Source organism: Limosilactobacillus rudii (assembly GCF_014145455.1).
GTDB classification, from domain to species: domain Bacteria; phylum Bacillota; class Bacilli; order Lactobacillales; family Lactobacillaceae; genus Limosilactobacillus; species Limosilactobacillus rudii.
In genome coordinates, this window is sequence record NZ_JACIVB010000017.1 from 24,705 (window position 1) to 49,080 (window position 24,376).

Below are 24,376 nucleotides of genomic sequence, written 5' to 3' on the forward strand. Positions count from 1 at the left end.
TTGACTCATCATAGTATCTATCGATAAACCAAAAGAAGCGATAAAAAAGGCTCACGACATTTTGCTGTCGTGAGCCTTTATAGCTGGCAATGTTACTAATACGCTGTGTTAATAATCATGTTTATTGGTAAATCCTAGAGGGGGAGTGTGGATTTACTTGTTGTCGTTTTTCTTGCGTAGACCACCGAGGCCAAAGAGACTTGCAATTGCAGCTAGTCCTAAGCCAACTAGTGAAGTGGTTTCGTTAGTTTCATTACCAGTTTGTGGCAATTGCTTAGAATTATTCGTTGTGGTAGTTTGCGAATTATTCTTTACGCTTGCCGCTGCTGGTGCGGATACACTAGCAGTCTTGTTAACTGTTGATGTCTTTTCTTGCGGTGCAACAGTACTATTGTTGTTATTATCGCTCTTAACATTGCTGTTGTTTACTGCATTGACATGAACAGTAACTTCAACATCGTAAGTCGTACCGTCTGGGAAGATGACTTCAACAACACCGGTGTGATCACCTGGTGTAGTTACATCAGGTTGTACCTTCCATTCGTACTTGGTGCCATCTGGCATTTGATCCTTGTTCTTAATAGCATCACTTGGGTTAGGAAGTACGCCTTGGTTGGTATTAATGTTCTGACCTTCTGGAGCTGGAACAGTAACCGTTACTGTAACTTCATCTGTTGAGCCATCTGGGTAAGTAACAACGATTGTTTCAGTGTGAGTACCAGGCTTCTTGACATCATTAGCAACCTGATCCTTGTTCTTCCATTCGTACTTAGTGCCACCTGGCAATTGATCCTTATTCTTGATACCTTCTGATGCTTCAGGAACAACGCCTTCTGGAGTAGTAATTGGTTGAGCAATTGGGTTGTTCTTCTCAGCGTCAGTTGGATTTGGCGTTGCAGGATTCTTAACAGTAACGGTGACCGTAATAGTATCCTTAGTACCGTCTGGGTAAGTTACCGTGATCTGTTCATCATGGTTACCAAGTGTGTTGACATCAGTCTTAACCTTGTCTGGGTTAGTCCATTCAACCTTCGTACCAGTTGGAACTTCATCCATGTTCTTGATGCCCTTTGTAGGAGCTGGAACATTACCCTTAATAGTATTTACATTTTGTCCTTCAGCAGGAGTGTAAACTTGAACGACAGTTGGAACTTCTTCCTTAGAACCGTCTGGGTAGGTAACAACTACTGTAGCAGGCTTGTCACCTGGAGTTGTAGTATCAACTGGGGTCTTCCAAGTGTAGTCAGTACCCTTAGGAAGGTCACCCTTGTTCTTGATACCATCAGCTGGGTCAGGTGTTTGACCCTTCTTAACAGTAACCGTTTGTGGTACTGGGCTGTATTCGTCAGCATCACTTGTAACGTTGACATAAGCTGGAACAACTTCACTTGAGCCATCTGGGTAAGTTACCGTTACGTAATGCATCGTCAAACCAGCAGTCTTGGTTGATGGAGTACCATCAGTCCAAGCATACTTAGTACCAGCTGGCAAGGTATCCTTGTTGACAATGTCATCAGCAGCCTTGCCACTCAAGTCTTCGTTCAACTTAGCAGTAATCGTGCCACCTTCTGGGTTGTACTTGTCAGCATCACTTTGTACTGGTGTTTCAGTATTCTTAACCGTGATGATAACCGGAACATTGTCTTGTGAACCATCTGGGTAAGTTACAACAACTGTGGCTGGTTGATCACCGACTTTATTAGTATCAGGGGTAGTTTCCCAAGTGTACTTGGTACCTTGTGGTAAGTCACCCTTGTTAGTAATAGCAGTTGCTGGATCAGGAACCTTATCACCCTTGTTGACAGTGATGTTTTGACCTTGAGGAGTGTACTTATCAGCGTCTGATGGGTTAACATGAACGATCGTTGGTACATCTTCAGCAGAACCGTCTGGGTAAGTTACTGTGATTACAGCAGGCTTGTCACCTGGTGTGTTGGTATCAACGTTGGTCTTCCAAGTGTACTTAGTGCCGCTTGGTAAGTCCTTAGAGTTCTTAATACCATTGACGGCATCTGGAAGCTTGTCACCCTTGTTAACAGTGACTACCTGACCTTCTGGAGTGTACTTGTCAGCATCAGTCTTTGTAGGTGTTGGGGTGTTATCAGTAACAATAACAGTTGTTGGTACTTGGTCTTGTGAACCGTCTGGGTAGGTAACAGTAATAACTACTGGTTGTTGACCAACCTTAGATGGGTCAGGAGCAACTTCCCAAGTGTACTTAGTACCGCTTGGTAAGTCAGCAGTGTTCTTAATACCTTGTTCAGGATCAGGAACCTTGTCACCCTTCTTGATAGTGATTACTTGACCTTCTGGGTCGTACTTAGCAGCTTGGTCAGTAACGTGAACCATTACTGGAACATTGTCAACTGAGCCATCTGGGTAAGTTACAGTAACGATACCGTTCTTATCACCAATAGTAGCGGTGCTTGGCGCATCCTTCCAAGTGTATGTGGTACCTTCTGGAAGCTTATTGTTGTTAACAATAGCGTTTTGTGCATCCTTGTTATCTAAGACATGACCCTTGTCAACGGTGATATTACCACCATCAGCGGTGTACTTGTGAGCATCAGTTTCAGTGTAAGTGATGTTTACAGTAGCATCCTTAGTAGTTGCTGTTATGTCGTTTACAGCTGCAACCTTAGCTTGACTTGGGATGTAACCGTTGAATACTGGAGCATCAAATTCTGCCCAGCCGTTAGGAGCCTTGGCATCAACAACGAATTTGTCGCCGTCAACCTTACCTAATTGCCATTCACCATAAACAGGTTTTACATTTGGATCAGTTGAAACAGTCTTTGTCCGACCGAACCATACTGTTTGAGTCTGAGCATCAGTCTTACCTGTCAATGGGTTTGTAACATTGATTGTCCGTGTTGGGTGAGCGAACATGTCGCTGTTTTCACCTGGGTTGTTAGGGTTGATTGATGGGTCAGTTGGTTGAGTACTCTTGGTGTAGGCAACTGTTACGTTTGAAGGATCAGTATCTGCAGTAACATCGTTGTTTGCAGCAACATCCTTAGCAGCCTTGCCATCAACAGTTGAAGTGTAGCCATCTACTTGAGGTACATCGTATTGTGCCCAAGTACCCTTAGTAGCACCGGTTGACTTCCAAGTATTGCCGTCCTTAGTAGCAACAGTCCAAGCACCCCAAGTAATCTTACCATCAGCATCCTTAGTACCAGCAGTTTGACCTTCACCACCACGAACGAAGTGAACATTTTGAGTAATGGTTTCAGTCTTATCATCAGTAGTTGTGTAAACCGTGATTGTACGAGTTACGTCCTTATTCATGTCCTTGTCAGTTGGGTTATATGGAACTGGTACACCTTCGACATAAGTGATATGAACTGCAGCAGCATTAGTTGGAACGCCATTTACAAGAGCACTTTCAGCAGCAATTTCAGTTGAAACTTTATTGTTTACATATGATACGTAACCATTAAATTGTTCAACAGCTTCTTTAGCAAAGTCGGAGCTACCACCTGGAACGAATATACCATTTTCAGTCTTACCGACTTCCCAAGCACCTGTACCAGTTACTTTACCAGTTACTTTATCTTCAATACCATTACGTCCAAATTCAACCTTTTGAGTATTAATTAATTTTTCGCTCTCATTTGGTTTAGTTTGGTAAATATCACGACTTACTGTAGTGAACATATCCTTATACTTAGGCTTGTTAGGATCTACGCCTGGAGTAGTTGGAGTAATGTCTTTGGTGCCGTGAACTAAGTTGATAACAATGGTTTCACCCTTGGCTGGAATAGTTACTTCTTCTGGAAGAGTTTGTCCTTTAGCTAGCTCGTAATTTTCTGGAACCTTCAAGCCGGTCTTTTCTACTGAACCTGGCTTACCAGTTACTGTAATTGGATTACCAACATTCTTCTTATCAGTAGTGTCGTAGAATTGGTAGCTTACAGTTACGTCTTCAACTGGAGTTGGAGTGTTCTCTTGGTAAGTTACGTATACTGGAGTACCATCTTCTGGAGTTACATAGCCTTTATCATTCTTGGTAGTTGGTACTTCTTCTGACTTGATTTCATTGGTTGCAGTCTTAGTATCTTTGTCTTCACCATATTGTACGTAAGTTGTGTAACCAGTCTTATCAGGTGCTGTTTCAGCAGTAAATTCTGCAGTTCCGCCTGCAACCCAGTTACCGTTTTCTAACTTACCAAGTACCCAGTCACCGTAACTAATTACTACACCAGTCTTGGTATTAACTTCCTTGGTACGTGCATAGTGTAAAGTTTGTGATAAGTCATCTGACTTCTTGCCTGATACATAGACATCACGACTTACGTTCATGAACAAGTCTTTCTGATCTTCCTTAGTTGGATCAGTTGGATTTACTTCATGCGAAGCTACGTCATAAGTTACGTATACGGATTCGCCGTTTTGTGGTGTTGCGATATTTTGACCTGTTGATTCGGTAACATCTTTAGTTGTTACTGGAACTGCCTTAATCTCATTAGTTGCAGTCCTTTCACCATTTGCACCGTATTGTACGTAAGTGGTCTTTGATGGATCTTTAGAATCTGGTGCTGTTTCAGCAGTAAATTCTGCAGTTCCGCCTGCAACCCATTTACCGTCTTCTAACTTGCCAAGTACCCAGTCACCGTAACTTACAACCTTTTGAGTTGCAGTATCAATTACCTTGTTACGTGCATAGTGTAAAGTTTGTGATAAATTCTTATCCTTGTTACCTGATACATAAACATCACGATGTACATCTAAGAACAAGTCATTTTGATCTTTATCATCTGGATTTGTTGGATTAATAGTGTTGCTCTTGTAAGTTACAGTAACAGTTGCATTATCTGTTTTAGCACTTACACCCTGCTTAGCTACACTAGTTGCTTTCGTACCATCTACATATGAATCGTAACCAGTAATTTGAGTTACTTCCTTTTCAGGCCATGCAGCGGTTTGACCCTCTGCTAAAGTCCAATCAACATAGACTGGGTTACCAGTATTAGGATCAATGTAACCTGCATTACCATTCTTGTCTTTACGTACATAGTGAACTGATTGTGTTTGATCAGCAATTGCTGCGTGGTTAGTATCTGCAACATTATACTTAATCGTACGAACTACGTAGTGGTTATATTCATCGTCTTTACCTGGAGTACCTGGTTCATATGGTACAGGATCGTCACCAGTAACATTGATAGTAGCTGGAATATCAAGGTAAGTACCATCGCTGAAGCTAATTCTTACAGTACCTGCAACCTTATCAGCAATATCCTTAGTTGAAGGAGCCTTGTCTGGAGCCCAACCTAAAGTGAATTTAAAGTTGTGACTTGAAAGATCAGTCGTATTAATTAACTTGTTAAATTGGTCTGCAGATAACTTAGACATATCTTGGTTTTGCTTGAATGTTAATGTTTCACCAGTAGTTGCACCGTAAATGTTACCAAAGGCGTTAGACCAGGTATTAACATTGAATGGATTATCTGAACCACTCATAGTGATATTTACACGAGTCTTAGAGTTACCAGCTAAATTACCTGATTCGGTACGTTGGTCACCATAAGGAGCTTCCTTGTAGTTAGTTGATGCGAGTGAGGTACCAGTGCCTGAACCCTTAATAGCAGGATTACCTGTTGATTCATAGTTAGAAGCGTTGGTGTTAGGTGTGAATCCGTCTTTCCACTTAGTTTGTACATCTGCAGCACTGAATGATTCAGGAGCGTTACTACCGTTGATTTGAATTGCGTTACCATCGGCATCAACAATTGGAGTAGTTGCAACGTATTTGTCACCTTGGAGCTTGTAAGTTACAGAGCTAAGAACCTTCCAGTTTTTATCTTGATTCTTAAATTCAATTTCAGTAACTGGTGGGGCAGCTACAGTTGCTGAACCATCTGTAGTCTTGTGACTAGTGTATTCACCAACAGTAATAGAAGTAGTTGCTTGGTTTCCGTAGTAAACGGTAGTGTTTTCACCATTAACTGCAACTGGTGCATAAACGGTTTCAGATGAGCCATCTTTGTAAGTTACCTTAACAGGAACAGTGTAAGCATCTGGAGCCAAGTCAGCAGCTGGTTTCAAGGTAATAGTACCGTCTTTAGCAACTGTTGCCCAAGCTGGAGTATCTGTAGTTGAAGTAAATGTTACATCACCATCAGTTGGAGTCTTGTCATCTTTCCAACTTGGCTTATCGGTTGCAGATGTACCGCGCATTAGACTAACTGGCTTGTATTCAGGTTCATACTTGTCAGCATCTGTAACATTAGCTTCAACAGTAACGTTAAGTGGAACATAATCAAATGAACCATCACTATAAGTTACCTTAATCATTGTTGGTTCAGTACCTGAAACGCTTGTTACAGGCATTGGTGCCCAAACATCAGTAGTTGCTACATCTGATGGAATACCTGTGATTTGGTTCTTTGCAGGATATTTATTCATATCTGCATTGAACGGAACAGTCAAATCAGTTGCTGATGGGTTGTAGTAATCAGCCATTGGTCCAACGTTAACTGAAACAGGAATATTCTTAGTATTAGTTACGTCGTTACCATTGCTATCCTTGGTAGTCCAAGTTGCGGTAATATCAGCGGTTTGAATTCCTGGCTTAGTAGTATCTGGCTTCGTACCCCAAGTGTATTGAACACCATCTGGAGCAGTTTCACCTGATGGTAATTCAACAACTGTATCAGCAGCTGGAACTCCAGCACCGGTTGGACTATATGGTAAATCTAAGTTCTTAGCATATGGGTCGTAAGTACCATTAGTTGGAATTACAGTAACTGGAACTCTAACTACAGTAGATTCGCCATTAGGATAAGTAATCTGAACTGTACCAGTTTGTTGACCTGGTGTGTTTGGATCTGGTTGATTTACCCAAGTATATTTAACATTTGGATCAGTTGGTTTAGTACCATCTGGAACTTGACCATTGTCAGTCCAGTCAATAACAGTTGATGGTTCTGGAACTTGACCACCTTGTTTAATAGTAGTTGCTTGCCCAGCTGGTGAATTCTTAACAGTTACGTTAGTTGGAACTAAATCAGTTGTTCCATCTGGGTAAGTTACTTGAACAACACCTGGGTGTTCACCCTTAGTCCAAATATCTGGGGTAGTTGACCAGTCATACTTAATTTGAGATGGATCAATGCTGTTGCCATCTGCATCTACTGGAGCCTTTGGCCAATCAACAGCAGTGCTTGCATCAGGAACTGTACCGATAACTGTTGATACATCTTTACCTTGTGGATCGTTCTTAGCAGCATCGCCGTCTTTACCAGGAACGTCGCCCTTATCATCCTTAACAATGACATCAACTGGAACTTGATCTACTGAGCCATCACTATAAGTTACATTAACGATTGATGGAACGATTCCGGCTTTAGATACATCTGGAGTTGTTGACCAACTATATTTAGCATCAGCTGGTAAAGTAGAAACATTTGAAATACCATCCTTGGCTGCTGGTTCCTTACCGACAGTAGTGTTAACGTTTTGACCTTGTGGATTGTATTCGTCTGCTTGACTCTTGATGTCTAATGGAATATTTACAAAATCAACTGAATTATCCTTATAAGTTACCTTAGCCCATGCTGAAGTATCACTAAGCTTCAAATTACCAGTTGGGTTAGTTGGTGCTGGATAATCACCCATTACACTTTGCCAATCAGATGCATCGTTAGTGGCGTTGTACCAAGTTACTTTTGCACCAACAAGATCATTGGCTACAATACTTGAAGTCTTACCATCATTTTCGATGTAATCCTTAATACCTTTAGCAGCATCTAAATCATTTAAAGTTTGATCAGTATAACCTGTAATTACTTGAGTTTCAGGAGCATATTTATCTGCTTCTTTGACACCCACTTCTGGATCGTTAAGTAACTTAGTACCCATAGATAAACGTTGTGGAGTCCAGTAATTGAAGTGGTTCAAGAATTGGTTCAAGTATGGTTGGTAGTAATCAGCACCATCAATTCCAGTACCTTGAACAATAATACCTTGAGTCTTACTACCGGCTGCTAATTGAGTACCGTTATATCTGAATGAGTTCAAACCAGCTTGGCTAGGTGCCATCGTTACAGTACCGTTTGAGTGTAAGAACTTATCAACACCTTTGCCAGTTGAAGAACCTTGCTTACCTGCTTGAGTAAAGCCAGTACCAGCATCAGCACCCGTGTTGTTATAACTAGCTACATTAGAAACTACCCACGTATTGCTTGGACCACCAAAGTTTGCTTCATCCCATTGAGCAATTGGAGAGTTATTAATAGTAGTTTGGTTATGACCTTCAAGGTAGATTAACTTACCAACAGTGTGATTGTTTAAGCGTTGTAAGTTAACGTACTTAGGGTGAGTAAAGTTAAGGTATGAGTTAACATTCGTTCCTGATACATAAATCATACCAGTAGTACTTTGTTCAACTGAGTCTTGTAAGTCTAAAGTAGCTCCGTCATTAACGTTGATTCTAAAGTCACCATTGATTAAACCTTGTGAGCCAGAACCCATGGAAATGATCTTACTGTTAGTTTTAGCTTCTGAAGTTCTAACTACCTTGATTGAACCGCTGTCATTAATAGCATTAGCTTTTTGATTAGATAGGTTACCTGGTTGACCAACCCCGATAGAAAGAACACCATATTGTCCACCATCAAAGTTAGTAATACCTATTAGAGAGTCACCATTTTGATCTTGAGCAGTAGTTACATCAACACTAGCATCCTTGTTAACATTCAAGTTACCAGCAAAGATGGCGATTGAGTGACCAGTACCCATATTCATGTTAATAGTACCGTCAACGTTAACTGTACCACGAGTACCATCAACAGCATAGATCCCCTTGACGTTTTTAGCACCAGTAATATTTAATGTAGCATCTTTAGCAACGTTCATCGTGTACTTGCTTACGTTGCCTTCTTTATCAGCAACATCAGGTTGAATAGTACGGATTGCGTTACCACCGTATTGAAGGTTATAAGCAGAAGTCTTGGTCATGTTAATGGTAGTTGTACCATCAGTAATATTTACGTAACCTGCTTCAATAGCAGAACCATCATCAGCTGGAGTAGCACCACCATCGTAACCTTCATTAGTGAAGTTATTGTTACCACTTAAGTTTAAAGTGTAGTATTCACTAGTCTTATTAGCACCATTGGCACCGCTAATAATCGGCCGACCGGTAACGTCCGCAGTGACATCCTTTAAAGTAATGGTATCGTTCTGTTGGTTCTTAGCAGAAACATTGGCAAATGAAAGCAAACCGTATGTACCAGGATTAGTAGTACTGGTTTCGCCTTGACTGTCTTTAGCAACACCCTTCATAGTAAGATCATTAAGGGTAATATCCCAAGCTCCACCATTCTTTTGGTTAACATCTTGGAACATTAATGTATAACGACCAAAATCAATTGTATTTTTATTACCATTAATAGTTAATTTACGAGCACTATTTTGGGCATTGAAGTTTAGACAACCATTGTAACCAAGTGATTGTCCACCAATTTGACCATTGCTGGTTTTACCAGTAACCGTGAAGCCTTGATCAATGTCAATAGTAGAAACGCTTGTATTACTTAAGGCATTGATAAAGCCATTCCAGTCACTAACATGTTGCTCATTTTCATCCACAGGTGTAGCTTGCTGGTCAGTTGGTAAAGCAGCGAGCATCTCAATACCCAAATTGAAATTATTAGCTTGCGTAGCTACTTTACTTTCACCTAAATTACCAGCAATTGCATTGGAATCTTCAGGTGTGAAAGAAACAGTCTTAGTCTTCGTATCTGTTGCAGAAACAGAACTTTGTTGTGAAGTAGGTGCTACTTCAGGTTTTGCATTTGTAGAAGCTTGTTGAGCTGTCTTTTCTGCAACTTTAGCAGCAACCTTGCCTTCATACTCAGTGGCAACCGGTGAAGCAACTTGTTCCGGTTGACTTTGCTGTTGATCATTAGTTGTGGCAGCTGCTGAAGAATTTAATGTCTGTGCGCTACCAGAATTTGCATTGCTATCCCCATTAGTCGTAGTAACTTCAGGCTGTTGTTGCTGACTATTAGCTGTTTCATCAGCACTGGCCGAAGCATTCAATCCCATGAATGTGAATCCGATTAATACTGAGGCAACTCCAACCGTAAGCTTCTTGATCGCGAACCGTTGTTTCTTCGGTTCTTGCTTACGAAATTGTTCTTGCCAGTTATTCTTAGATAACATCCAATTACCCCTCTCTGTAATAACGTATAAAAATATTTATCAATTAACATTCTAAATTATACAACTCCCAGAAACTTTTTAAACAGATTTGCTATTGATTATTTACTGAAACCCGTGTGCCCGTAGAAGAAACTCACTATAAAAAGATTTATCATATATGATAAACAAATCATATATGAGGTGATTTTTATTAATCTGATAATAAACAAATGATTAGTTAATTTATCTTTTAAATCACCTGCCCATTTCAGCATTTAGCGGACAAGTCATCATCTTACAGCCATAATAGTTCACAGTAATTGTTGAATGCTGGCTTATATTATCATTCCAGATTAATAATGTTCGTGTAAATCACAAATTCAGTGCTCTCATCATTTAATTAATAACAATACAGCAATATAGTAACTAGCAGTTTATTGAGGGGTCGATAAATAAAATCCTCTACCAGCGCACTAACTTTATGACGATATACCCAAAACTAACCGAAAAGAAAAAGCGACCAAGACCGGTTTTACTGCCGATCTTGATCGCTTTACTATCTTATAATTAATTATTAAAACCAACACTAGTCATTGATTCATCATTATGGATAAAAATGGCGCCACGGTTTCCCGCCTGATGTTCCCATCCATCTAGGGGACGCCCATTAAAGAATAGGCGCTTAGCTTCAATCTCTCCCATTACTGATTGGTCAGTAAAAACAGTGACACTACTCAGGTCAGTTTTCAGCGGATAACCAGTCCGGGGATCCAAGAGGTGGTGATAGCGGTGCCCATCCTTAATCAAGAACCGTTCATAGATTCCTGACGTGACCGCAGAACATGCCGGCTCACGGACTGTTGCTAGGTTTTCGCCCCGGTGCAGCTGTGGGTCCTGAACACCAATAATCCACTGCCCGTCATCCCGTCGTGGCGATTTACCAACAAATAATAAATTACCACCAAGATCAATAATTCCTGCTGGAACGCCCTTAGCAAGCCACAAGTCCCGAATTCGATCGGCGATGTACCCCTTCGCAATTCCGCCAAGGTCAAGTTCCATCCCCGGTTCTTCCAGAAAGACTGTCCGTGCGTCATGATCTAATAATACTTTATAGGGGTCAATCAGCTTTAAGCGTTCCTGGATTTCTACATCCCGTGGAACCCGTGCTCCTTTAAACCCAATCTTCCATAATTTTACTAACGGCCCGATTAACGCATTAAAGCCAAAATTCTCGCGACTATACTTTACCGCTAATTCAATTAGCTCAAAAGTAGTTTTCGAAACCATTTTCGGCGTTTTTCCAGCTCCGTGATTAACTGACATTACTTCTGATTGTTCACGATTAACGGTTAACTGGTCTTCGTAGTGGTCAATCAAATCCATCGATTCTTTTAATAACGAGAAATACTCATTCCCAAAAATCGTTAAATTTATCCGCGTTCCTAAGGCATGATGGGTCATCACGTGTCGTTGCGCCATTAATTCCTTATTCATGATTAGTTTTCAGATGCTCCCGTGGTGGCATCAGCCTCTTCGTCATTGGCGTCAACACTACCTGAATCTGAAGCACCGGTTGTTGCGTCGGTACTTTCTGTTTCAGTCGTTGATACCGGAGCAGTCACCGTTGTACTAGGTGTTGTCGTGTCATCGTTATCATTAGATTCTGAAGCGCCGGTCGATGCGTCAACACTTTCTTCTGCCACCTGATTATCAGCACTATCTTCATGCTTGGAAGCACCAGTGTTGCCATCAGTACTCCATGCCCCATTTTCAAAAAGGTTGAGGATATATTCAACACTACCAGTAAATTCGATTGTGCCTAAGTAATGACCATTAACGTCACGTAAAGCGTAGTATTGAATTAATGAACGGTGACCATTCATCCATAATGGACGCGTAACAACGTCTTGTTCACCATTACGGAAGCTGTTGATAATCTTCATTACTACTGGAACAGCCTTTGGCGGATGACATTCTTGAACGGTTTCACCAAGAGAAGCCACATTCCGAACGTGTTCCCGGTTTGGCTTGTCTGAGTACCATGCAAAGTGGTCAGTACTATCGATGAGGTCCAATTCAAATGGAATCGTACTAAAGATTTGTTGAACTTCTTTTAATGTCAAACGACCTGTAGGGAAGTTAATGTATGCTTCACTGATCGTTGGTTGCTTAACGGACATATCCAGTCCCTCCTTATTAACTTTTTCAAAAACTTGAATGTATTCCACAAAATGAGTGAAGCATTCTTCAAGGTTGTCCCGCATTTGATCGTTTACTAACCGCCCATCCTTTGAGAATGAATGGCTGGCATTTCCAATCAGCACTTCATTACCGGGAAGAAGATTGGTATCACAGTCTGGTGACATTAGGATCTGCCGCATTTGCACCTGTGAACGAGCAGAGGCTTGCCGACCGTATGAGACACCTACGACCATTGTTGGCTTATGCTTCAATACATTTGTGTGGTATGAAAGCCATTCAACGGTACTCTTTAAGGCCGCTGGAATCCCGTGATCATATTCTGGAGTTGAGAAGATTATCCCGTCAGCCGTCTTAACCTTTTGCTTTAACTTCCATACTTCAGTTTGTTCGGAAAGCGGTGTATCAACGCTAAATGCTGGCAATTTATCGATTTCTTGAATCTCGATATCTGCCATTTGTCGAAAATGCTTCTTCATGTATCGGAGCAAGATTCGGTTATATGAGAACTTAGCATTGGTGCCGACTAATGCAAGAATTTTCATTATTTATCCGCCTCCTTCTTTTCCGCAACCATCTGGTTAATCGCTTTAGCATAGTGTTTAAATTCACGTACGCACTTTTCTAAGAAACTAATCGTCATCTCATTAGTAATATTACCATCTTTATCGATAATATTAGCGGCGTCACTCATGAAGAATTCTTCGTTTTGGAAAATATAGGCATTAACCCCGGGCGAAATCAAAATATCCCGCAACTGTACTTGTGACCGGGATGACCCTTGTTCATGCGTAGAAGCTCCAATAATCATTACTGGCTTATCTTCTAATGGGTGTACTTCATAGGATAACCATTCAACCACACTCTTTAATGCGGAAGTAATCGAATGGTTGTATTCTGGGCTGGCAATAATAACAGCATCGGCGCTTGAAACACGACGATCAATATCGGCAACAACCTCAGGAATCTTACCCTTATAATTTTCGTTAAACATCGGTACTTGACGAATATCGATCACATCAATATCATCATCACTAAAATGACGGGCCATAAATTCGAGCAACATCCGGTTATACGAATGATTTGCATTGGACCCGGCAATTGCAGCAATTTTCAAACGTGTCACTTCCTTTAAGTTATTTATGCAACATTTCACATTGTTATTCTACTATATTTTAACCGATTAAAAAACATATCATTAGCAATATGCATACTTATTAGATATTTTTATAAGATTTGATTATAACACCACCCTTCTAAAGTTAACCAAAGTGCAAAAGTGAATTTTTTACGTATATATAAGATTAGGGCACTGAAAAGGCTCCTCAAAAATTTTGAAAGAGGTATACGGATGGAAAATGATCGAACAGCCCAGCTTGCAGCCGCTTGGGAAAAGTGGCAAAGAATGACAATTACTAGTGACCCGATGTTTGGGATGGTAATGGCAAATAAGGATATTTGTTTGGAGTTAATTAACCGAGCACTGCCGAAACTAAAGGCAACTAAAATCATACATTTAAGTACTCAAAAAGCGGACAATTGTCGTCTTTAATGCTCTTGCTAAGGAGTTTAAAGACGATGACCAACCGATTAAAGATTTTCTTGCCTTAATGCGCAATCAAGCGGACAATAAAGATAGATTTATTGCACAGATCCAAAACGAAATTGATAAAGTCAAAAGTGATCCAGAAAGGAGACAAGGCTTTATGAAATATGAGATGTTGATGATGGATGCAAAGCGCAAGGCACGTGAAGAGGGTAAAACAGAGGGTAAATCTGAAGCACGCAAAGAAGGAATTCGAACCCTTGTTAAAAACCTACAAGAGTTAGGCGTTGACAAAGAAAATATCAAAAAGCGAGTCAAAGCTAGCTATAACTTAACTAGTGCCGAAGTTGAAAAATATTTAACTAACCTAAACTCCTAATCGAGGTTGTCCTCTCCATGATGTGCTAGAATAATAACCACACTATATTTAAGAGAATGGAGATACACTATGACGCAATCAAAGCAACGTGAACAAGACGTTGACGTATGGGTGGGAAAAAGATTTCCACTCACCATTCGTAAAATCGGGGTTAATGGTCATGGAATTGGCTATTATAAGCATAAGGTCTGTTTTGTTCCCGGCGCGCTACCAAATGAAGTAATCGTTGCAGAGGTTACTCGGGTATTACCTCGTTATCTCGAAGCAAAAATTCACCGAATCCGGCAAAAGAGTCGCTACCGCGTTCAACCACGCGATGAATATGCTGATATTGCCGGTGGTTTTGAATTGGAAAACTTAGCCTATCAGCAACAATTAAAATTCAAGCGCCAGGTCGTCCTCGATAGTCTCGAAAAATTTCAACCATATGGCTACCGTAATTATGAGGTTCGTCCGACAATTGCAGCCCCTGAGCAATATGGTTACCGGAATAAGGCACAATTTCAAGTAAGAATGGTCGACGGTCACGTCGCGGCAGGACTATACCAGCCAAACAGTCACACCTTAGTTGATATGAAAACCTGCGCTGTCCAAATGCCCCGCACAATGGGAGTAGTTCGGGCAGTCACTAAAATGATTGAAGATTTACAAATTCCAGTTTATGACGAACAGCACAACAGCGGGATTATCAAGACCCTCGCTGTTCGTGAATCATGGTCGACTGGCGAAGTCCAATTAACTTTTATCACTAATTCAGCTAAGCTCCCTCATAAGCGCGAATTATTAGCACAAATTGAAAAAGATCTTCCAGCTGTTGTATCAGTAATGCAGAATGTTAATCCCGGCGACACCCCGCTCGTCTGGGGCGAGAAAATGATTCACCTTGCCGGCAAGACCTCGATCCTTGAAAGTTTAATGGGACTGGACTTTAAACTTTCCGCTCGCTCCTTCTTACAGTTAAATCCTGAACAAACAGAAACCTTATATGAAGAAGCAGCCAACGCCCTTGAATTAGATGAGAATGATACATTGATCGATGCTTACGCCGGAATTGGGACAATCGGGTTGTCATTAGCACCGCGGGTAAAAGCAGTCCGTGGAATGGAAGTCATCCCCGAAGCAGTAGCTGACGCCAACGAAAATGCCGCTCTAAATGGCATTACAAATGCACATTACGAAGTCGGCAAGGCAGAAGAAGTTCTCCCCCGTTGGCAAAAAGAAGGACTAACCTTCGATGCTCTCGTGGTTGACCCGCCACGAACCGGTCTTGATGATCAATTAATCAAGCAAATCTTAAAGGTTAAGCCACGTAAATTTGCCTATGTCTCTTGCGGAATGGCATCACTAGCACGGAATCTTCGGCGGTTGACCAGCGTCTATCACGTTGACTACATTCAGCCAATTGATATGATGCCCCAAACTGCCCGTTGCGAGGCTGTTGTTAAATTATCATTACGGAAATAATTAAGGCTGGGAATTAACCCAACCTTTTTCTATTTTAAAGATATTTATTAATATTGTGGGCTGCATTGCGACCAGAATAAAAGGCGTACCCAACACACGTCCCCGGCATATTAGGCCCATAAGTATCACCAACTAATCCTGAAGCATCATTTCCGGCAGCGTACAATCCTGGAATTGGCTTATAGTTGGTATCTAGCACTTGATTTTCTGGCGTTACCTTCAATCCGCCCATGGTACAGAAAGCTCCCACATTTAGTTTAAAGCCATAAAATGGCCCAGTCGTAACTTTCTGTAGGTATTGGGATTCTTTGCCAAAGTCACTATCAACACCCTGATCAGCAAACTTATTATAACGATTAATCGTTTCCTGCAAGTTAGCGACGGGTAGCTGCATCTGCTTAGCTAATTCCGCAATTGTATTAGCCTTAAAAATAAACGATTTTTTAGCTGCTACTGCCTGGTCTAATTCTGCTTGTAATTTATCCATCTTTTGACCCCGACGAACGTAAATTCCTAAGCCCATAAAGTTACCTTCAGTTGCCATTTTGTCAATTACCGCTTGATCTAAAATGCTATAAACTTGCGCTTGCGTATAGAGGGCATTACCAGCTAACGAGAAATTGTAAACGACCTCCTCATTAACAAAGCGCTCACCATTTTCATTAACCCATAAAAGGGGCTGTTGACCAGCCGCGGTGTTCATCTGGGAAGACATCATCTTATAAGAAGGTTCCTGCTCATCTTTAAGATATCCGCCAAACAGCATCGCCATCCCCATTCCATTCTTCTGGGCACCCAAATGCCAAGCCATTTCAAGCCCATCACCGGTACCCTTTCCCGAACTTACGGGAACTAGGCGCCGTTCATCATAACTGGTCTCTTCTTTAATCAGACGTTCATTATTTAAGTACCCACCAGTCGCTAAAACAACGGTGCGTGCGCTAACGCGGTAATGTTCTTTAGTTCGATTATCACGGAGCGTTACTTCAATGTCACCGTTATCCTTTTTTTGAAGGTTAACAGCGCGTGTCAAAGTAAGTATCTCACCGCCTGCCTGTTCAAATCTTGGTTGCAAAGCATCATGGATAACACCAAAACCCATTCCCTTATAAATGTGCCATGTCGCTTCTCCTGCGCCCATTGCTTGCACACCCTCATATTCAACGCCTTGTTCATGCAACCATTGCACATTTTCAGCACTACTATTAATATAGTCACGCCATATACGGGAATCGGCCTTGTATTTAGAATAGTTTACTTCTTCACTAAGGACATCGGTCGCCTTAATTTTGATCCCCTCTTCTTTTTGTAAATAAGAATCAATCGCAAATAATCCTTCCGTATAGTTAGTACTGCCACCAGTAGTTTTTCCCTTTTCAAGCATCAGTACAGAATGACCATCCTGAACTGCCGTAAGCCCGGCTGCCATCCCTGCCGCTCCGGTTCCAATGACCACAACATCATAATTAGTTTTCTTACTTCTCATTATTTTTCACCTTTTCTTTTTAGTTGTAATTTCATTATAATTACTTTGTGAAAGTGTTAATATGACTAATAAGTTTGATAGCCGCACTTAAATTTCGGGTAGGAGGAGAGCAAAATGGAAATTGAACAGCTCAAAACGTTCTTAGCAGTTGCTCAGCTCGGGAGTTTCCAACAAGTTGCTGAGCAAAAATTTATTTCGCAACGGACGGTGTCAAAGCAAATGACTAACTTAGAAAATGAGTTGAGAGTAAAATTATTCTTTCGTGGCAGTAATAAAATTTCCTTAACTAATGCCGGAATCTATTTTTCCCAACAAGCAAACGAACTTATCAATCAGCTCAACGATAGTGTGGTAAAGCTTCATAATATTACAAACAATAATTTACAGCATCTTCGTATTGGTTACTTCTCACCATTTGAGGGTCGTTTATTAGTCACACATATCAGGAAATATCGTAGCATGATGGCAGATCAGCCTATTAGTTTTCATGTAAGTGAAGCCAGCATTGAACATTTAATCGCTGATGTCACGCTTGGTATTCTTGATTGCGCTTATATCCTTGACTATGGAACTCATGACCATTTAATAAATACCGAATTGAACAGTATTAAAGTTGCTGATGGTAAGATGGTCCTCGGAATTAGCAAAGATCATCCCCTCGCTGCTAAAAAATCACTATCTGCGACCGATCTTATCGGCCAAACAATTTTATACTATAGCAATGAAAGTTCGACCTACTTACAATCAGCATTCCTCGCCACCCTTCCGCGCAACCATTCCTACAATATTCAACGAATTGGAACTATTGAACAGCTTCAAACCCTAGTCGCGTTAAATCAGGCAATTGCCTTTTATCCTGAAAGTTTGCCTCTATTTTCTAATGATTGGGTTGTTTTCCGTCATCTCAACAATTCTGCTAATCGGGCATCACAAAATTATTCTATTCAATTAATTTATCGTCCTGACAACAACATTAACGGTCTTCACTATTTTCGCCAATTTTTAGGGCAGCTTAATTAACATAAGTTGCCATTTCACCTTTGAAAACGTTTACATATAAATAAAGGTTTTCTATAATAGAAGTAATAATAATTAGCGAAAGAGGCCCACTTTATGAAACCAACAATTAAAGACATTGCTCAACGGGCCAACGTTTCAACGGCCACTGTTTCCCGTGTACTCTCAAAGAAGGAAAAATCCTACCGGCCTGAAACCGCGGCTAAAATTGAAGCAATTGCTAAGGAACTAGGCTATAAAAAGAATCTGGCGGCCGCAGAACTTGCCGCCAATAGTAGTAAGCTAATTGCGGTTATTTTGAATAATACACAAACAAACTTTTCTAATGACATTATCGCTGCTGTTCAAGCAGAAACAGATAAAGCCGGCTATCAAATGTTCATTCTCTACGCCGGAAATCACAATGCGCGGTTACTCAACCAAGCGATCAGTGTTGCCCTTGAACGACACGTTGCCGGAATCTTGCTAGTGGCTACCTCACTTGATGACCAAGCAGCCACAACCTTAAAGGAGACTAGCACCCCCTGTCGTCTGGTGTCCGTCTACGATCAAGAAGATCAACGTTACCGTGGGTTAAAGTTTATTAGCTCAGATAATGAACGAATCGGTTACCTAGCGACAAAGTATTTATTGGCGCGAGGACACCAGCGAATTGGCCTTGCCGGAATTGATCATTCATCAACCGGTGAGCAAAGATTGCATGGCTACCAACGGGCAATGGTTGAACAAGGGTTAGTGCCGCAAATGGACTGGGTCAAATATGGGGACTATAGTTTTGGTCCGCAACAAAATATTTTAAAATCACTCTATAATAAAAATCTGGATGCCTTAATTACTGCCAGCGACATGGTGGCCGTCGGGGTAGTAAAAGAAGCCCGGTTGCTTGGTATTAAAATTCCTGACGACCTCTCACTAGTTAGCATTGATGGCACCTTTCTCTGCGATATTACAATTCCTACTATCACCAGTGTTACTCAAAATTTCTATCAAATGGGGACAGCTGCTATTAAAAGTCTGCTAAATGATCGTGATTCAGAATTTATTCCTGTTCGAATAACTTCTCGTGATAGCGTCCAGCAAATGACTAGCAAAATATACTAGAAAGCAGTAGTTAGCGGTTTAAGCCTAACATACCAACGCTTAACCCACCGTGCTATCCCGCTTTCTTTTTATTTCATTTTTTGCAACCGGTTGCACATCTTTTGTTTATCTGCTATATTGTCCTTGTAAGAGCTTACATTAGCTCATTTGCAATTATTATTTATTTTTATCGTTAGGAGTTGTTTGTAATGAGTCAAGACGAATCTGTTGTTCTCAATCAAGATAAGACTTCGACGAGCGGATTACCGATACTTCCCAAAAGTACTATTTGGATGATCAACTTTGGATTTCTCGGTGTCCAAATCGCCTTTACACTGCAGGGTTCACAAATGAGCCGAATCTTCCAGACCATTGGTGCCAACCCTAATAACTTAGGATGGTTCTTCTTACTGCCACCGCTTGCTGGTTTAATCGTTCAACCCATTATCGGTTATTATTCTGACCGTACTTGGGCGCCCAAGCTCGGTGGACGACGGTTGCCATATCTTTTCATCGGAATGATCATCGCGGTTATCGTTATGATCCTCCTACCGAACTCTGGTAGCCTCGGATTTGGCTATGGATCGTTCGCTGCTTTATTATTCGGAGCAATTACCGTTGCCTTCCTTGATCTTTCATCAAATATGGCCATGCAGCCATTTAAGATGATGGTTGGTGACATGGTTAATGACGACCAAAAGAGTTATGCTTACGGTATTCAAAGTTTGATCTGTAATACCGGGGCGGTCTTAGCAGCCATCTTCCCCTTCCTCTTAACTTGGTGGGGAGTTTCAAACACTGCTAAAAAGGGTGTTGTTCCGCAATCAGTTGTTATTTCATTTTACGTCGGCGCAGTAATCCTAGTTATTACCTGCCTCTTCACGATTTTCCGGGTTCACGAATATGATCCTGCAACTTACGCCCGTTATCACGGTATTTCTGAAGCTGATAACAAGGAAGGCGGCAATTGGTTCACCCTCTTAAAGCACGCACCAAAAGTATTCTGGAACGTAGCATTAGTTCAATTCTTCTGCTGGTTCTCCTTCCAATACCTATCAACTTACGCTGTCGGAGCCATTGCGAAGAACGTATGGGTAACGACTGATGCTTCTTCTGCTGCCTATCAAGCTGCTGGTAACTGGTACGGGGTAATGACTGCGGTTCAATCAATCGCTGCAGTTGTTTGGTCCTATGTTCTAGCTAAGGTTCCCAACAACCACCACAAAGCTGGTTATTCTCTCAGCCTCTTACTTGGGGCAATTGGTTATACCTCCATTTTCTTCATTCATTCCCAAAATGCCCTCATCTTCTCCTTTGTATTAATCGGAATTGCATGGGCATCAATGAATACTTACCCATTAACAATGGTTACCAATGCCTTGTCCGGTAAGCACATGGGAACCTACCTTGGTTTATTTAACGGTTCAATCTGTGTTCCACAAATGGTTGCATCGTTACTTAGCTTTGGTCTCTTCCCATTACTCGGCAGTTCACAAGTAAACATGATGCTCGTTACTGGTATCTCTGCTCTACTTGGTGCAATCGCCGTTCTCTTCATTAAAGAAACCTACGCTGAATAAAATATCTTACATTCAAAGTAACAAATAATCCCGATCGGCACTTAGTCGGTCGGGATTATTTGTTTATAAAGTCATTCTCTAAATCAACGTAATACGCAAACGGGCTTCAGCGCTCATCAAGAACTCTGAAGCCCGTTGATATTTATGTTCTTAAGGAGAAATTCTAGCAGTCCACTATGCCTTCTTTACAGTAACCCCTTCATGAATTGCTTGAACAGCTAACGCCCCGATGAGGAGTGAAATACCACCAAGCAAAAGCATCATCGGTTGTTTGTGTCCAACAAGTGGGAACAGGAAGAAGCTGCAAAGGGAAGCGACAATTTGCGGTACACAGATCCCAACATTGAACAATCCGAGGTATGCCCCTTCATTTTTACCATTTAATGATGAAGTAAGAAGGGTAAATGGGATGGTGTTAATACTGAAGTTACCGATACCAAACATAATCATAGCAATAATCGAGGTCGTCTTAGTCGTCACAAAGGTCATCCAGATAAGACCTAGACCGCCAATAATCATCCCAAATGTATACCACTTTTTCCGTGAACCAGCCTTGGCATGAGCGTAAATCAAGCCCCAGACAATTCCAGCAATACTGTATACGGCAGTTAAAATTCCGTACCAGTTACCAGCTGCTTGGTACCCGGCAGAAGTTACATCTGACGTATGCCAAATATTCCGCGCACAGGTTCCGGTCGTATAAGTCCAAACATACATAATGGCAAACCAGCTAAATAATTGCACAAGATTAATTTCCCAGAATGCCCGTGGCGCGGTCTTAACTAGCTTCCAAAGGCTAACTGACTTTTTCCGTTCATCAGGGTCAATATGGTGGTACTTGGCATAGGTATCAGGGTCATATTCCTTAACATTAAAGACCGTCCATAAACCGGTGAAGAGGAGTACAGCCGCTGCGCAAAGGTATGACCAGATAACGGTATTCGGGACGACTCCCCTTTTTGCCGTGTTTGACATTCCAAACATCGTAAAGATAAATGGTAAGATCGTTGCTAAAATTCCACCACCGTTAGAAAATACCTGTTGCCACGACCATGCAAAGTTCTTCTGCTTATTATTGACCATATCGCCGACGATCATTCGGGATGGCTGCATACAAATATTACTAAATAAGTCCATTAAACACACTGCTGTTGCAGCATAAATCATGGCAGCCATCGAGCCATAACCAAAGCCAAGCGAACCGGAGAATGGCAACATAATCAAAACCAAAGCCGCAATTGGTGTCCCAAAGAGAAGGTAGGGCAGACGGCGACCAAAACGGTTCCACGTACGGTCAGACATCTTTCCCATGATCGGTTGAACAATCATCCCCATCAATGGCGGAAAAATAAAGAAGAAACCTAAATTATTAGGATTAGCCCCAATTGTTTGGCAGATTCGACTCATCTGTGAACTTTGGAGGGAAAACGCCATGTTAATTCCTAGAAAGGCAAACGTAATCGCAAATAATTCTTTTTTCGGCAGGTCCGGCATCCCTGTATCAAGGTCAACCTGTTTCGTTACTGTCTTTGATTTTACTTTTGAAATTGGCTTATCCATTACCGTTCATCTCCACTCTAAAATTGATAAACCTTTGCTTCATATGGCCGAATCGTATCATGCTGATCGTCTTCGTAATTGCTGATTAATAACGTCGCCGTACTTGGTACATCATAATGGCGACTAACCGTTTCAGCAGTGTAGTTTAAGATGACGAGCAAGGTAGTATCATCATTTTGCCGCGTGTATGCAAATACTTGGTCATCATCTTCATTACCAGTAACAAGGGCATATTTACCGTTTGTAATAACTGGCATAGTGTGCCGCAGTTCGATTAATTTCTGGTAGTAATAGAAGATTGAATTTTTATCGGCTAATGCCTTCTTGACATTAATCTGCTTGTAATTCGGGTTTACTTTTTCCCACGGCTGATGATCAGAAAATCCAGCGTACTCACTGTCATCCCACTGCATTGGCGTCCGCGCATTATCACGAGAATGAATCGCAATGTATTTCATCATTGTAGCGCCGTCAAGCAAATGCTGATCATCGACGAGTTGATGGTAAGCATTGATTGACTCCAAGTCAACGTAATCTTCAAGCTTAGGGAAGTAAGCATTAGTCATCCCAATTTCTTCTCCCTCATAGATGTAGGGTGTACCTTGCATCATATGAGTCATCGTTGCCAACATCTTAGCAGACTTAACACGGTAATCTTCAGTTTCGTCATTGCCAAACCGTGATACAACCCGTGGCTGATCATGGTTATTCCAATAAAGCGAATTCCATGCCTTACCATAGAGCTTTTCCTGCCACTTTGTTAAGTTTGCGCGGAGGTCCTTTAAGCTCGTTTTCCGGTCATCCCATTTACCCAGTGCTGGATTAGGATTGCTATCAAGACCCATGTGTTCGAATTGAAAGACCATGTTTAATTCTTTATTATCAAGGCCAGCGTACTTTTCGGCATCTTCTGGTGTTGCACCAGGCGTTTCTCCAACCGTAATCATCTTATGCTTACTCATGACATTTCGGTTCATTTCTTGCAAGAATTCATGAATCCGGTGGCCATTCGAAACTAATGGCTCAACATTGGCATACTTTTCATCGGCGCTCTTCTTAGCATCCGGCAGTCCGGCTGGCTTGGAAATCAAATTAATAACATCCATCCGGAAGCCATCAACACCTTTAGCTGCCCACCAGTTCATCATGTCGTAAACTGAGTGCCGTACTTGTGGATTCTCCCAGTTAAGGTCTGGTTGCTCAGGAGCAAAAAGGTGGAGGTAGTATTGACCAGATTCATCATCATATTTCCAGGCCGCTCCTGAGAAGTACGATCCCCAGTTATTTGGTTCTTTGCCGTCCTTACCGTCACGCCAGATATAATAATCACGGTAGGGGTTATCCTTACCCTTTCGCGATTCCTTAAACCAATTGTGTTGGTCCGATGTATGGTTAACAACAAGGTCCATAACCAACTTCATCCCGCGTTCGTGAATGCCGTCAATTAGCTCTTGAAAATCATCCATGTTACCTAATGTAGGGTTAATAGCTTCATAATTGCTAATATCATAACCGTTATCAACTTGTGGCGACTCATAGATTGGATTTAGCCAAATAACATCTACACCTAGTTTTTTGATGTAGTCAAGACGGTCAATAATTCCCCGGAGGTCACCTACGCCATCATGATTTGTATCTTGAAAACTCTTTGGATAAATTTGATAAACAACTGCCCTATTCCACCAATGAGTGTTTTCCATAAAATAAAACCTCTCTCCATAAAATTATTCAAATTGAATAAAAATAATAAATGTAAACGTTTACTTAAGCTCAACTAAATATTAACACCATTATTTTTAATTGCAAGGCTTTTATGTAAACGATTACATTTTAGTAAAACAAAATCGGCCGCTTCGTTTGACTAGACCAAGTATAGCAGCCGATTTGTATTTTATATAAGAAACCTAGAT

At 41.3% G+C, this 24,376-nt stretch carries 13 protein-coding genes; 6 read left to right on the forward strand and 7 right to left on the reverse strand.

All coding sequences use genetic code 11. The features are described 5' to 3' along the window. Window positions 1-153: 153 nt before the first annotated feature. From H5S39_RS00380 to H5S39_RS00395, 4 genes are all read right to left on the reverse strand, one after another. Window positions 154-10,173, reverse strand: a complete 10,020-nt coding sequence (locus tag H5S39_RS00380; protein WP_182595111.1) for a Rib/alpha-like domain-containing protein — start codon at window positions 10,171-10,173, stop codon at window positions 154-156. 546 nt (window positions 10,174-10,719) lie between these two features. Beyond that, window positions 10,720-11,649 carry an FAD:protein FMN transferase gene (locus tag H5S39_RS00385; RefSeq protein ID WP_182595112.1) on the reverse strand — a complete coding sequence of 310 codons (930 nt, stop codon included), beginning with the start codon at window positions 11,647-11,649 and terminating at the stop codon, window positions 10,720-10,722. Window positions 11,650-11,651: 2 nt separating this feature from the next. After that, window positions 11,652-12,899 (reverse strand): NAD(P)H-dependent oxidoreductase, encoded by a 1,248-nt coding sequence (locus tag H5S39_RS00390; protein WP_182595113.1) that lies wholly within the window; start codon window positions 12,897-12,899, stop codon window positions 11,652-11,654. Beyond that, window positions 12,899-13,471, reverse strand: coding sequence for an NADPH-dependent FMN reductase (locus H5S39_RS00395; RefSeq protein ID WP_182595114.1), 573 nt, complete (start codon window positions 13,469-13,471; stop codon window positions 12,899-12,901). The genes H5S39_RS00390 and H5S39_RS00395 overlap by 1 nt, the downstream gene beginning before the upstream one ends. 234 nt (window positions 13,472-13,705) lie before the next feature. Here H5S39_RS00395 and H5S39_RS00400 point away from each other — a divergent pair, with 234 nt between their 5' ends. The 3 genes from H5S39_RS00400 to rlmD all read left to right on the forward strand — a co-directional run bounded on the left by H5S39_RS00400 (window position 13,706) and on the right by rlmD (window position 15,743). Continuing rightward, the gene (locus H5S39_RS00400) at window positions 13,706-13,906 is read left to right on the forward strand and encodes a hypothetical protein (protein ID WP_182595115.1); all 201 of its coding nucleotides are present in this window, start codon (window positions 13,706-13,708) and stop codon (window positions 13,904-13,906) included. A 58-nt stretch (window positions 13,907-13,964) separates the two neighbouring features. Beyond that, window positions 13,965-14,279, forward strand: a complete 315-nt coding sequence (locus tag H5S39_RS11530) for a hypothetical protein (protein ID WP_231832850.1) — start codon at window positions 13,965-13,967, stop codon at window positions 14,277-14,279. Window positions 14,280-14,348: 69 nt separating this feature from the next. Beyond that, window positions 14,349-15,743: a 23S rRNA (uracil(1939)-C(5))-methyltransferase RlmD gene (gene rlmD, locus H5S39_RS00410; RefSeq protein WP_182595116.1), complete on the forward strand. Its 1,395-nt coding sequence runs from the start codon at window positions 14,349-14,351 to the stop codon at window positions 15,741-15,743. Window positions 15,744-15,777: 34 nt separating this feature from the next. Here rlmD and vprA read toward each other — a convergent pair whose 3' ends face one another. Further along, a complete protein-coding gene (gene vprA / locus H5S39_RS00415; RefSeq protein WP_220477011.1) occupies window positions 15,778-17,229 on the reverse strand; it encodes a vinyl phenol reductase in 1,452 nt (483 codons plus the stop codon). Between the two features lie 114 nt (window positions 17,230-17,343). On the opposite strand from vprA, the gene H5S39_RS00420 reads away from it, so the two are divergent. The 3 genes from H5S39_RS00420 (at window position 17,344) to H5S39_RS00430 (ending at window position 20,906) form a co-directional block, all read left to right on the forward strand. Further along, window positions 17,344-18,249: a LysR family transcriptional regulator gene (locus H5S39_RS00420; protein ID WP_182595117.1), complete on the forward strand. Its 906-nt coding sequence runs from the start codon at window positions 17,344-17,346 to the stop codon at window positions 18,247-18,249. A gap of 93 nt (window positions 18,250-18,342) precedes the next feature. Then, window positions 18,343-19,347: a LacI family DNA-binding transcriptional regulator gene (locus H5S39_RS00425; RefSeq protein ID WP_182595118.1), complete on the forward strand. Its 1,005-nt coding sequence runs from the start codon at window positions 18,343-18,345 to the stop codon at window positions 19,345-19,347. Window positions 19,348-19,535: 188 nt separating this feature from the next. Continuing rightward, window positions 19,536-20,906: an SLC45 family MFS transporter gene (locus tag H5S39_RS00430; protein ID WP_182595119.1), complete on the forward strand. Its 1,371-nt coding sequence runs from the start codon at window positions 19,536-19,538 to the stop codon at window positions 20,904-20,906. A 174-nt stretch (window positions 20,907-21,080) separates the two neighbouring features. Here H5S39_RS00430 and H5S39_RS00435 read toward each other — a convergent pair whose 3' ends face one another. Both H5S39_RS00435 and H5S39_RS00440 read right to left on the reverse strand, forming a co-directional pair. After that, complete coding sequence (locus H5S39_RS00435; protein ID WP_182595120.1) at window positions 21,081-22,466, reverse strand: SLC45 family MFS transporter; 1,386 nt, start codon at window positions 22,464-22,466, stop codon at window positions 21,081-21,083. A gap of 17 nt (window positions 22,467-22,483) precedes the next feature. Next, window positions 22,484-24,166, reverse strand: a complete 1,683-nt coding sequence (locus H5S39_RS00440; RefSeq protein WP_182595121.1) for a glycoside hydrolase family 13 protein — start codon at window positions 24,164-24,166, stop codon at window positions 22,484-22,486. Window positions 24,167-24,376 lie beyond the last annotated feature (210 nt).